We start from the raw sequence: 12,671 nt of genomic DNA, 5'->3' as shown, positions 1-12,671 counted from the left end.
AAAAGAGATAGTATATCTCACACTAAACGGATTAGAAAAGAGAAAAAATGAGAATTGCAGATTATAGCGTGACCAAGGCAGTCCTTGAACGCCATGGCTTCACCTTTAAAAAATCCTTCGGTCAAAACTTCTTGACCGATACCAACATCCTTCAAAAGATTGTGGATACTGCTGAGATTGATAAGCAAGTCAATGTCATTGAAATCGGTCCCGGAATTGGAGCTTTGACGGAGTTTTTGGCAGAAAATGCCGCAGAAGTCATGGCCTTTGAGATTGATGACCGCTTGGTTCCTATCTTAGCGGATACCTTGCGGGATTTTGATAATGTCACAGTTGTCAACCAAGACATCCTCAAGGTAGACCTCAACCAGTACATCGCAGAGTTCAAAAATCCAGAGCTTCCGATCAAGGTAGTGGCTAATCTTCCTTACTACATCACGACTCCCATCCTTATGCACTTGATCGAATCCAAGATTCCTTTCCAAGAATTTGTGGTTATGATGCAAAAAGAGGTGGCAGACCGTATTTCAGCCGAACCTAATACCAAGGCTTACGGGTCTTTGTCCATTGCAGTCCAATACTATATGACCGCTAAGGTAGCCTTTATCGTGCCTCGCACCGTCTTTGTGCCAGCGCCAAACGTCGATTCTGCCATCCTCAAGATGGTGCGTCGCCCGGAACCAGCAGTGGCAGTCAAGGATGAAGATTTCTTCTTCTCTGTCAGCAAGGCTAGCTTTGTCCACCGTCGCAAGACTCTTTGGAACAACTTGACCAGTCGCTTTGGCAAGACCGAAGAAATCAAAGCCATACTGGAAGCAGGAATCCAAGCTGCAGGCCTGCAACCTTCTGTACGAGGAGAAGCCCTTAGCCTAGAAGACTTCGCCCGTCTAGCTGATGGTCTTCTAGAAGCAGGAATAAAATAATAGAAAAGACATAGGTTCGTAATCTTCTTTCTCAGTCCTAAGTGTGTTATGAAGTACTATATTTTTATGTGTTTTCGAATGATATCGGGTATAAATTGAGACTTTCCGCTGTGAGAAAAGAGCCTAAATAAAAGGTAGTTTAGGCTCTCGGAATTTTTGAGACTTAAGGCTCAAAAATTAGTTATGGAACTTCGGAGAAGTTCGCTAACGCCCGTACTCACCTAAGGAAAGTCTCAAAGAAGTTTTATAAGTAATAAGAGGCTGGGACAAAAGTCCTAGCCTCTCAACTATTTTTGGATTGTCGAGCAAGACGCAGTGGTTGAGTGGGCTCTACTACGCTGATTTCATCAGCTTTTACAGCCCTACTCAACTGTGCGGAGGTGGGACGACGAAATCGAATTCTAACGAATTACCGATTTCTGTCTCACTCTCTTATTTGTATCGTAAGGAAAGGACGGGATTTGAACCCGCGCGTGAAGAAAATCCACTTGCCGGATTTCGAGTCCGGTGCCGTACCAAGCTGGGCCACCTTTCCAAGATGCGGAGAAAGGGATTTGAACCCTCACGCCCGAAGGGGCACATGCGCCTGAAGCATGCGTGTCTGCCGTTCCACCACCTCCGCATAGTTCTATTATACACTTTTTAGGAAAAATACCAAAGAAAAAAAGGAATCACATTAAAGTCCCTAACAGGAAAACCATAAACAATATGAGACTACAACCTGTTACGGGAAATGCTGGCAGATTTTCTTATCAAGCAATCCAGCCTTATTTCTCATTTTTTGGTATAATAGATAGTATTAATCTCAAAGGAGTGCGATTTGCAAGGAACAATCGTCAAGGCCTTGGCTGGCTTCTACTATGTAGAGTCAGACGGTCACATTTACCAGACACGGGCTCGTGGAAATTTTAGGAAAAAAGGACAGACTCCTTATGTGGGGGATCAGGTGGAGTTTTCAGCTGAAGAGAATTCAGAAGGATACATCTTGAGCATTGCGCCTCGAAAAAATAGCCTCGTGCGTCCTCCGATTGTCAATATTGATCAGGCAGTAGTCATCATGTCAGCTAAGGAGCCGGATTTCAACGCCAATCTTTTAGACCGTTTCCTGGTCCTTTTGGAGCATAAGGGAATTCATCCCATTGTCTATATTTCCAAACTAGACTTGCTAGAAAATCTGGAGCCTATTCACTATTACCAAGGAATCTACCAGGCTATTGGCTATGACTTTGTCTTGTCGATTGAGGAACTCTTGCCACTTTTGACAGATAAAACCACTGTCTTTATGGGACAGACCGGTGTCGGAAAATCAACCTTGCTCAATAAAATCGCTCCGGATTTAGAACTTGAAACGGGTGAAATCTCAGATAGTTTAGGCCGCGGTCGACATACAACCCGAGCTGTCAGCTTTTACTATCTAAATGGTGGCAAGATTGCAGACACCCCTGGTTTTTCATCCCTTGATTATGAAGTGACAACCAGTGAAGATTTAAATCAAGCTTTTCCAGAGATTTCAGATGTGAGCCACTCTTGTAAGTTTCGTACCTGTACTCATACGCATGAGCCTGCTTGTGCAGTGAAACCAGCTGTTGAAGCAGCAGAGATTGCGACTTTTCGTTTTGAAAATTACTTGCAATTTCTAAGTGAGATTGAAAACCGTCGCGAAACCTACAAAAAGGTTTCTAAAAAAATGCCAAAATAGGAGACAATAGAAGAATGAAAACAATGAAAATAGCACCCTCAATTTTGAGTGCAGATTATGCCAATTTTGAAAGTGAGTTGAAACGCTTAGAAGCAGCTGGAGCTGACTATGCTCATATCGATGTCATGGATGGTCATTTTGTGCCAAATATTAGCTTTGGGGCTGGAGTAGTAGAGAGTATGCGTCCGCATAGCAAGTTGGTCTTTGATTGCCACTTGATGGTGACCAATCCCGAACACCATATCGAAGAATTTGCCCGTGCAGGTGCGGATATCATCAGCATTCATGTGGAAGCGACTCCTCATATCCACGGAGCTCTTCAAAAAATTCGTCAAGCCGGTGTGAAAGCTAGTGTTGTGATTAATCCAGGAACTCCTGTAGACAGTATCAAACACGTCTTGAACTTGGTGGATCAAGTCTTGGTCATGACCGTTAATCCAGGATTCGGTGGCCAAGCCTTTCTTCCAGAAACAATGGACAAGGTGCGCGAATTAGCGGCTCTTCGTGAAGAGAAAGGCTTAGACTTTGATATCGAAGTCGATGGCGGAATTGATGGCCAAAGTATTTCCCAAGCAAAAGAAGCCGGGGCTAATGTCTTTGTAGCGGGCTCTTATGTCTTTAATGGCGATGTCAATGAGCGGGTGCAAATCCTCCGAGATGCCATCAATGGTTAAGATTGTCGTAGTGGCAGGTGGAGATTCCTCTCTCTTGCCAAAAAATCAAGATATTTACCTCGGTGTTGACGGGGGCTGTTTGAAGCTACTGGAACAAGGTTTGTCTTTAGATATAGCTGTAGGGGATTTCGATTCCGTCTCTGAGGTTGATTTGCGCAAGATCCAGGTCCAAGCCAAGCAAGTTGTTCAATCCGTCCCTGAAAAGAACGATACGGATTTGGAATTGGCCTTGAAAACAGTCTTTGAAGACTATCCAGATGCTGCAGTCACAGTTTACGGTGCTTTTGGTGGTCGCTTGGATCACTTCTTGTCTAATATCTTTTTGCCGACCGATCCAGACCTAGCTCCCTATATGGAGCAGATTCAATTAGTCGATGAGCAAAATCGCTTAGTTTTCAGACCAGCGGGCTCTCATGAGATCCAGCCAGATCCAACCATGACCTATGTTGGTTTTATGCCTGTTGGAGAAGGTCGTTTAGAGATCACAGGGGCCAAGTATCCGCTCCATGCAGAGAATTATTTTTTGAAGGCTATGTATGGTTCCAATGAGTTTTTGGATCAAGCAATTCAAGTGAGTCTTGATCGGGGCTATCTTGTCATTGTTTATAGTAAAGACAGAGGTTAATATGAATATCATTTTGCTTCTGATTGGCCTGCTTAATCTGGGACTTCTCATCTATCTTTTCCAACGATCAGATGCTACACAACCCGATCTACGAGAGATGTTAGAAGACCATGAAGATCATTTGTCAGACCAGTTAGACTATCGTTTTGAAAAAGAAAGACAGGCGAGTCAAATTGCCAACCAGCAGTTAGAGATTGCCCTGACAGATCGCTTGACCGAGATGCGGGTGGAGATCCACCAGCAAACGACAGCCCTGCGCGCTGAGATGAACGAGCACTTTACCAAAAATCGGGACAAGACAGATGAGCGCATGCGCCAGATTCAAGAGTCCAACGAAGTGAGGCTAGAGCAGATGCGCCAAACGGTTGAAGAAAAATTGGAGAAAACCTTGCAGCACCGTTTGCAGACCTCCTTTGAGACCGTTTCGAAACAGTTGGAATCGGTCAACAAAGGGCTGGGAGAAATGCAGTCAGTTGCACGGGATGTTGGAACCCTCAATAAAGTTCTCTCCAACACTAAGACTCGTGGAATCATGGGCGAATTGCAACTGGGCCAAATCATTGAAGATATCTTGACGCCAACCCAGTATGAGCGGGAATTTATCACAGTTCCTCAGTCCAGTGAGCGCGTGGAATATGCCATCAAGCTTCCGGGACAAGGAGAGGAGCCAGTCTATCTACCGATTGACTCTAAGTTCCCATTGGAAGACTACTATCGTCTGGAAGAGGCGTATGAGTCAGGGCAAAAAGAGGAGATCGAGCGTTACCGCAAGGCTCTTTTGGCTAGTATCAAGCGTTTTGCCAAAGATATCCAACAAAAATACCTCTTTCCACCAGCGACGACCAATTTCGGGATTCTCTTTTTACCGACTGAAGGACTCTATTCAGAGGTGGTTCGAAATCCTGAATTTTTCGATCGTTTGCGTCGGGAAGAACAAATTTTAGTGGCTGGTCCAAGCACCCTATCTGCCCTTTTGAACTCCTTGTCTGTTGGCTTTAAGACGCTTAATATTCGAAAGAGTGCAGATGATATCAGTAAAGTACTGGGATCTGTCAAATCAGAATTCCATAAATTTGGAGGTGTTCTCGCCAAGACCCAACGGCATTTAAAGAATGCTTCCAATAATATTGATGATTTACTAACCAGACGGACCAGTGCCATCGAGCGGACGCTCCGCCAAATCGAAAGTGATGAGGACCTGCTGGGACTAGATATATACATAGAAGATGGAGAAGATGATGGTCAAAATTAGCCAAATGAAAAAAGATGAGCTGTTTGAAGGATTCTATTTGATCAAGTCAGCAGAAGTGCGTCAGACGCGCGCCGGTAAGAATTACTTAGCCTTCGTCTTTCAGGACGAGACCGGCACGATTGAAGGAAAACTGTGGGATGCTCAGCCCCATAATGTGGAGAGCTTCACAGCAGGTCGTGTGGTCCACATGTCTGGGCGCAGAGAAGTCTACAATAATACTCCGCAGGTCAATCAATTGAACATGCGATTGCCACAAGCAGGAGAACCCAACAATCCTGCAGACTTCAAGGAAAAACCACCAGTAGATCCTAAGGAATTGCATGAATACCTGTCAAACATGATTTTCAAAATTGAAAATCCAGTCTGGCAACGGATTGTCCGTGCCCTCTATGGAAAATATGAGAAAGAGTTTTATAGCTATCCAGCTGCCAAGACCAACCACCATGCCTTTGAAGCAGGCCTTGCTTATCATACGGCGACCATGGTCCGCTTGGCAGATAGTATCGGTGATATTTATCCTCAGTTGAATAAGAGCTTGCTCTTTGCGGGGATTATGTTACACGATTTGGCCAAAGTGATCGAGTTGACGGGACCTGAAAATACAGAATACACTGTTCGAGGCAACCTCATTGGCCATATTGCGCTGATCGATGAAGAAATCACCAAGGTCTTACAAGACTTAAAAATTGATGACCAAAAAGAAGAAGTGATTGTCCTTCGCCATGTGATCTTGAGTCACCATGGCTTGCTCGAATACGGTAGCCCTGTTCGCCCCAAGATCATGGAAGCAGAGATTATTCATATGATCGATAATTTGGATGCAGAAATGATGATGATGACGACAGCTCTTGGCTTAATTGGACCTGGCGAGATGACAAATAAAATCTTCGCTATGGAAAACCGATCTTTCTATAAACCGAATATCGATCAGTAAAAATAGAGATAAATACGGAAATGATTCCAAAAAAAAGAAAAAAATTAGGGAAAAACGGCCTTCTGTAAATCAGAATGTTCGTTTTTTTCGCTTCTTATGGTATAATGGTAGAAAAAACTACATGGTGAGAAAATGAAATTAAGAAGAAGTGAACGGATGGTCGTAATTTCTAATTACTTGATCAATCATCCTTATGAATTAACGAGTCTCAATACTTTTGCGGAAAAGTACGAGTCGGCTAAATCCTCTATTTCAGAAGATATCGTGATTATCAAACGGGCTTTTGAAGAGATGGAGATCGGAAATATTGAAACCATTACAGGAGCTGGAGGAGGAGTTGTCTTTACACCGTCTATCTCCGATGAGGAATCTAAAGAAATCGTTGAAGATTTATGTAAACAGCTGTCTGAAAGTGATCGTATTCTTCCAGGTGGCTACATTTATTTATCCGATCTATTGAGCAATCCAAAGATTTTAAATAGCATCGGTCGCATCATTGCCAAAGCCTTCCGTAATAAGAAGATCGATGCTGTTATGACTGTTGCGACTAAAGGGGTTCCCCTAGCCAATGCAGTTGCAAATGTCTTGAATGTTCCATTTGTTATTGTTCGTCGTGACTTGAAAATCACAGAAGGATCAACCGTCAGTGTCAACTATGTATCAGGTTCCAGTGGAGATCGTATTGAAAAAATGTTCCTTTCAAAACGTAGCCTAAAAGCAGGAAGTCGGGTCTTGATTGTTGATGACTTCCTAAAAGGTGGTGGAACGATTAACGGAATGGTCAGCCTCTTGTCTGAATTCGATTCTGAATTAGCAGGAGTGGCAGTCTTTGCGGATAATGCTTCAACCGACCGTGAATTCTTTGAGCACAAATCCTTATTGCGCGTGACCAAGATCGATGTGAAAGAAAACAAATTGAACGTCGAAATTGGGAATATCTTTGATTAAGAAGAACAAAGGAGGATCAAAAAGTGAAAAGAATTTTAGATCGATTTGATAATAGCCCTTTGTGGATTCGCTTGGTGACAGTTCTGTCTCTATCCTTTATTTTAGTCGCTGGTTTGTATACAGTCAAAAAGAACACAGCAGCCCAAGTGACGACAGAGATCCAACCTGCTAAAAAAACAGGTTCCCTTCCAGTGAAAAAAGAAACAAAGGAAGAAAAGGAAAAGAAGGAAGATAAGAAAAATATCGAAGCGGCAGAAAAAGCAGTCGTTCAAATGGAAACGGCTCCAAGTCAGGAGTCTGTAAATGCTGCCCAGACTGCTGTGAAGAAAGTAAAAGATTCGACTCAAAAGCAATCACTTGAGGCTCGTATCCAGTACATCGCGAACTATTATGGTCTTACCTATACAAGCGATGCAGCAACTACACAGCAAAATCAAACGGATGCTAATGCAAGTGCCAATGTGAATTCAAATGCGAACGCAAATGTCAATGCGAACGTAGAATCGGGTGTAAGCAATGCGACAGTCCCAATACAACCACAACCACAGTATGCACCAGTTGCAGATGCTGGGGTAGAAGAAGTAGTTGAAACAGGACAATAATCAACCTTCCTAACTTCTTGAAAAAATAAAAAAATATCTTGCAATCAAAGTGCCGTCATGTTATAATAATAGACGGTACTTTTTACTTTTGGTCTCTCAAGAGTGTACAGGGACGTGCTGACAAATGTTGCAAAAGTACACACAGATGGTAGCTGTCACCAAGTGTATCATCACCAAAAATAAAAAAATCACAGGAGAATGTAGATGCCTACAATTAACCAATTGGTTCGCAAACCGCGTAAATCAAAAGTAGAAAAATCTAAATCACCAGCTTTGAACGTTGGTTACAACAGTCATAAAAAAGTTCAAACAAACGTTTCTTCACCACAAAAACGTGGTGTTGCAACTCGTGTTGGAACAATGACACCTAAAAAACCGAACTCTGCCCTTCGTAAATTCGCTCGTGTACGTTTGAGCAACTTGATCGAAGTTACTGCCTACATCCCAGGTATCGGACACAACTTGCAAGAACACAGCGTGGTTCTTCTTCGTGGTGGACGTGTAAAAGACCTTCCAGGGGTACGTTACCATATCGTCCGTGGTGCACTTGATACTGCAGGTGTTAACGATCGTAAACAAGGCCGTTCTAAATACGGTACGAAACGTCCAAAAGCATAAGGAAAGGGGATAAAGAGAAATGAGTCGTAAAAATAGAGCTCCAAAGCGCGATGTATTGCCAGATCCGCTTTACAATTCACAATTAGTTACTCGTCTTATCAACCGCGTTATGCTTGATGGTAAACGTGGTACAGCTGCTTCAATCGTTTACGGAGCTTTCGAACAAATTAAAGAAGCTACTGGAAACGATGCTCTTGAAGTATTCGAAACAGCTATGGAAAACATCATGCCTGTACTTGAAGTACGTGCTCGCCGTGTCGGTGGTTCTAACTACCAAGTCCCAGTTGAAGTTCGTCCAGAACGTCGTACAACACTTGGACTTCGTTGGTTGGTAACCATCGCTCGTCAACGTGGTGAACACACAATGGTTGATCGCCTTGCAAAAGAAATCTTGGATGCAGCGAACAACACTGGTGCAGCAGTTAAGAAACGTGAAGACACTCACCGTATGGCTGAAGCTAACCGTGCCTTCGCACACTTCCGTTGGTAAGATTAAGATACTAAGGGCGTTAAAAAAGCGACTGAAAATTAGGAAGCTTGACGCAGAATTAAAGTTTCTAGGAAAGCTTATCTATTTTCCGAGCTTTTAGCCCGGGTTCAATTTAGCTCGGTCAGCTCTTAGCTTCTATTCAACTCACCAACGAGTTGAAACCAACAAATCATGAAAACAATGAGAACGGGTAGGTCCTGCCTATCCGTTTTTGTTAAATCATGTTATAATAGTATAGAAATAAAAAATATAGGAGAACAAAACCTCATGGCTCGCGAATTTTCACTTGAAAAAACTCGTAATATCGGTATCATGGCTCACGTCGATGCTGGTAAAACAACTACAACTGAGCGTATCCTTTACTACACTGGTAAGATTCATAAAATCGGTGAAACTCACGAAGGTGCGTCACAAATGGACTGGATGGAGCAAGAGCAAGAACGTGGGATCACGATCACATCTGCTGCGACAACAGCTCAATGGAAAGACACTCGTGTAAACATCATCGACACACCAGGACACGTGGACTTCACTATCGAAGTACAACGTTCACTCCGTGTTTTGGACGGTGCTGTAACCGTTCTTGACTCACAATCAGGTGTTGAGCCTCAAACAGAAACAGTTTGGCGTCAAGCAACTGAATACGGAGTTCCTCGTATCGTATTCGCCAACAAGATGGATAAAATCGGTGCTGACTTCCTTTACTCAGTAAGCACTCTTCATGACCGTCTTCAAGCAAATGCTCACCCAATTCAATTGCCAATCGGTTCAGAAGATGACTTCCGTGGAATCATCGACTTGATCAAGATGAAAGCTGAAATCTACACCAACGACCTTGGTACTGATATTCTTGAAGAAGATATTCCAGCTGAATACCTTGAACAAGCTCAAGAATACCGTGAAAAATTGATCGAAGCAGTTGCTGAAACTGATGAAGATTTGATGATGAAATACCTTGAAGGTGAAGAAATCACAAATGAAGAATTGAAAGCTGGTATCCGTAAAGCAACTATCAACGTTGAATTCTTCCCAGTATTGTGTGGTTCAGCCTTCAAGAACAAAGGGGTTCAATTGATGTTGGATGCAGTCCTTGACTACCTTCCAAGCCCACTTGATATCCCAGCGATTAAAGGTATCGACCCAGATACAGACGAACAAGTGGAACGTCCAGCATCTGACGAAGAGCCATTTGCAGCGCTTGCCTTCAAGATCATGACAGACCCATTCGTAGGTCGTTTGACATTCTTCCGTGTTTACTCAGGTGTCTTGAACTCAGGTTCTTACGTATTGAACACTACAAAAGGTAAACGTGAACGTATCGGACGTATCCTTCAAATGCACGCCAACACTCGTATGGAAATCGAAACAGTTTACTCTGGAGATATCGCTGCAGCTGTTGGTTTGAAAGATACTACAACTGGTGACTCATTGACTGATGAGAAAGCAAAAGTTATCCTTGAGTCAATCGAAGTTCCAGAACCAGTTATCCAATTGATGGTTGAGCCTAAATCTAAAGCAGACCAAGATAAGATGGGTATTGCCCTTCAAAAATTGGCTGAAGAAGATCCAACATTCCGAGTTGAAACAAACCCTGAAACTGGTGAAACAGTTATCTCTGGTATGGGTGAGTTGCACTTGGATGTCCTTGTTGACCGTATGAAACGTGAATTCAAGGTTGAAGCAAACGTTGGTGCTCCTCAAGTATCTTACCGTGAAACATTCCGCGCTTCTACACAAGCACGTGGATTCTTCAAACGTCAATCTGGTGGTAAAGGTCAGTTTGGTGATGTTTGGATCGAATTTACTCCAAACGAAGAAGGTAAAGGATTCGAGTTCGAAAATGCTATCGTCGGTGGTGTGGTTCCACGTGAATTCATCCCTGCAGTAGAAAAAGGACTTCAAGAATCTATGGCAAACGGTGTCCTTGCTGGCTACCCAATGGTTGACGTGAAAGCGAAGCTTTATGATGGTTCATACCACGATGTCGACTCATCTGAAACTGCCTTCAAGATCGCTGCATCTCTTGCTCTTAAAGAAGCAGCTAAATCAGCACAACCAGCTATCCTTGAACCAATGATGCTTGTAACCATCACAGTTCCTGAAGAAAACCTTGGGGACGTTATGGGTCACGTAACTGCTCGTCGTGGACGTGTTGACGGTATGGAAGCACACGGTGCAAGCCAAATCGTTCGCGCTTATGTACCACTTGCTGAAATGTTCGGTTACGCTACTGTCCTTCGTTCTGCAACTCAAGGACGTGGTACTTTCATGATGGTATTTGACCACTACGAAGATGTACCGAAATCAGTACAAGAAGAAATCATTAAAAAAGCTAAAGGTGAAGCATAATTCATCTAAACTCAAAAGCTCCTCCCAGTTAGGGAAGGGCTTTTGTTTTTTTAAAGATTAAATTAGGTTTGAGGATGAAAATAAGATTTTTTCTATGACCGAGAACTTTGTGAAAAACTTTAATAAAATAGGATATACTCTGCGATAAATCGTGCTTTTCTTGGGGAAATAGTTGCTTTTTAATGCAATAAAGTATATAATAGAGACTGTTAAAAGATGTTTGGCGCTGTGTCAAGTTACTTTTTTCACAAAAAATTTTTTGATTTTCATAAGGAGGAAATCACGAATGGTAGTTAAAGTTGGTATTAACGGTTTCGGTCGTATCGGTCGTCTTGCTTTCCGTCGTATCCAAAACGTAGAAGGTGTTGAAGTTACTCGCATCAACGACCTTACAGATCCAGTTATGCTTGCACATTTGTTGAAATATGACACAACTCAAGGTCGTTTCGACGGTACTGTGGAAGTTAAAGAAGGTGGATTCGAAGTTAACGGTAAATTCGTTAAAGTTTCTGCTGAACGTGATCCAGAACAAATCGACTGGGCTAACGACGGTGTAGAAATCGTTCTTGAAGCAACTGGTTTCTTTGCTAAGAAAGAAGCTGCTGAAAAACACTTGCATGCAGGTGGAGCTAAGAAAGTTGTTATCACTGCTCCTGGTGGAAATGACGTTAAAACAGTCGTATTCAACACTAACCACGATGTTCTTGATGGTACTGAAACAGTTATCTCAGGTGCTTCATGTACTACAAACTGCTTGGCACCAATGGCTAAAGCTCTTCAAGATAACTTCGGTGTTGTTGAAGGATTGATGACTACTATCCACGCTTACACTGGTGACCAAATGATCCTTGACGGACCACACCGTGGTGGTGACCTTCGTCGTGCACGCGCTGGTGCTGCTAACATCGTTCCTAACTCAACTGGTGCTGCTAAAGCAATCGGTTTGGTTATCCCTGAATTGAACGGTAAATTGGATGGATCTGCACAACGCGTTCCAACTCCAACTGGTTCAGTTACTGAATTGGTAGCTGTTCTTGAAAAGAACGTTACTGTTGATGAAGTAAATGCAGCTATGAAAGCAGCAGCTAACGAATCATACGGCTACACTGAAGATCCAATCGTATCTTCAGATATCGTAGGTATGTCTTACGGTTCATTGTTTGACGCAACTCAAACTAAAGTTCTTGACGTTGACGGTAAACAATTGGTTAAAGTTGTTTCATGGTATGACAACGAAATGTCTTACACTGCACAACTTGTTCGTACTCTTGAATACTTCGCAAAAATTGCTAAATAATTCATGTGTATGAAGAGAGGAGGGTTCCCTCCTCTTTTTTTCTTTTTTAGTTATGGCATAAGACTAGATGAATTGAAAGTGAGGAATCGATTAGATTTTCGTATTCTTGCTTAGAGCTTTTCAATACAGATGAAGGAAATGTGCTTCTACAGAGCGTATCCTGCTCTGCTGAAGGTGGGAGTTTCAAAACTAGTTCCAACAAAGACAAGTATAGAGCATGCTCCTAAAAGGTGAGAAGGGATTCTTCTAACAAGGAGGTT

General features: G+C 42.8%; 12 protein-coding genes and 2 tRNA genes. 12 read left to right on the top strand and 2 right to left on the bottom strand.

The window, feature by feature from the left end; genetic code table 11:
• Positions 1-47 precede the first annotated feature (47 nt).
• Entirely contained in the window at positions 48-923 is an 876-nt protein-coding gene (gene rsmA / locus QM968_RS05750) for a 16S rRNA (adenine(1518)-N(6)/adenine(1519)-N(6))-dimethyltransferase RsmA (RefSeq protein WP_061564432.1), read from the top strand.
• A gap of 446 nt (positions 924-1,369) precedes the next feature.
• Here rsmA and QM968_RS05745 read toward each other — a convergent pair.
• Positions 1,370-1,458, bottom strand: a tRNA-Ser gene (locus QM968_RS05745).
• 4 nt (positions 1,459-1,462) lie between these two features.
• A tRNA-Leu gene (locus tag QM968_RS05740) sits at positions 1,463-1,545 on the bottom strand.
• 198 nt (positions 1,546-1,743) lie between these two features.
• Between QM968_RS05740 and rsgA the strand changes: the two genes are divergently transcribed.
• From rsgA to gap, 11 genes are all read left to right on the top strand, one after another.
• A complete protein-coding gene (gene rsgA / locus QM968_RS05735; RefSeq protein ID WP_414326417.1) occupies positions 1,744-2,622 on the top strand; it encodes a ribosome small subunit-dependent GTPase A in 879 nt (292 codons plus the stop codon).
• A gap of 14 nt (positions 2,623-2,636) precedes the next feature.
• Positions 2,637-3,296: a ribulose-phosphate 3-epimerase gene (rpe, locus tag QM968_RS05730; RefSeq protein WP_414382904.1), complete on the top strand. Its 660-nt coding sequence runs from the start codon at positions 2,637-2,639 to the stop codon at positions 3,294-3,296.
• Positions 3,289-3,921, top strand: a complete 633-nt coding sequence (locus QM968_RS05725) for a thiamine diphosphokinase (RefSeq protein ID WP_414382902.1) — start codon at positions 3,289-3,291, stop codon at positions 3,919-3,921. Before rpe ends, QM968_RS05725 begins: the two co-directional genes overlap by 8 nt.
• Before the next feature lies 1 nt (position 3,922).
• Positions 3,923-5,173, top strand: a complete 1,251-nt coding sequence (locus QM968_RS05720; protein ID WP_414382900.1) for a DNA recombination protein RmuC — start codon at positions 3,923-3,925, stop codon at positions 5,171-5,173.
• A complete protein-coding gene (locus tag QM968_RS05715; RefSeq protein ID WP_315377232.1) occupies positions 5,160-6,107 on the top strand; it encodes a 3'-5' exoribonuclease YhaM family protein in 948 nt (315 codons plus the stop codon). The genes QM968_RS05720 and QM968_RS05715 overlap by 14 nt, the downstream gene beginning before the upstream one ends.
• Positions 6,108-6,239: 132 nt before the next feature.
• Positions 6,240-7,055 carry a pur operon repressor gene (gene purR / locus QM968_RS05710; RefSeq protein ID WP_037613949.1) on the top strand — a complete coding sequence of 272 codons (816 nt, stop codon included), beginning with the start codon at positions 6,240-6,242 and terminating at the stop codon, positions 7,053-7,055.
• Between the two features lie 23 nt (positions 7,056-7,078).
• Complete coding sequence (locus tag QM968_RS05705; RefSeq protein WP_414382898.1) at positions 7,079-7,657, top strand: hypothetical protein; 579 nt, start codon at positions 7,079-7,081, stop codon at positions 7,655-7,657.
• 204 nt (positions 7,658-7,861) lie between these two features.
• Positions 7,862-8,275 (top strand): 30S ribosomal protein S12, encoded by a 414-nt coding sequence (gene rpsL, locus QM968_RS05700; RefSeq protein WP_001142332.1) that lies wholly within the window; start codon positions 7,862-7,864, stop codon positions 8,273-8,275.
• Between the two features lie 19 nt (positions 8,276-8,294).
• Positions 8,295-8,765, top strand: a complete 471-nt coding sequence (gene rpsG / locus QM968_RS05695) for a 30S ribosomal protein S7 (RefSeq protein WP_003003105.1) — start codon at positions 8,295-8,297, stop codon at positions 8,763-8,765.
• Positions 8,766-9,032: 267 nt separating this feature from the next.
• On the top strand, positions 9,033-11,114 hold the full coding sequence (gene fusA / locus QM968_RS05690; protein ID WP_009731747.1) for an elongation factor G: 2,082 nt from the start codon (positions 9,033-9,035) through the stop codon (positions 11,112-11,114).
• A 286-nt stretch (positions 11,115-11,400) separates the two neighbouring features.
• A complete protein-coding gene (gene gap, locus QM968_RS05685) occupies positions 11,401-12,411 on the top strand; it encodes a type I glyceraldehyde-3-phosphate dehydrogenase (RefSeq protein ID WP_009731746.1) in 1,011 nt (336 codons plus the stop codon).
• Positions 12,412-12,671 lie beyond the last annotated feature (260 nt).

Origin of the sequence: Streptococcus sp. OMI870 (genome assembly GCF_047460295.1) — a bacterium.
Taxonomy (GTDB): domain Bacteria; phylum Bacillota; class Bacilli; order Lactobacillales; family Streptococcaceae; genus Streptococcus.
This window is presented reverse-complemented; position numbering and strand designations above follow the sequence as displayed.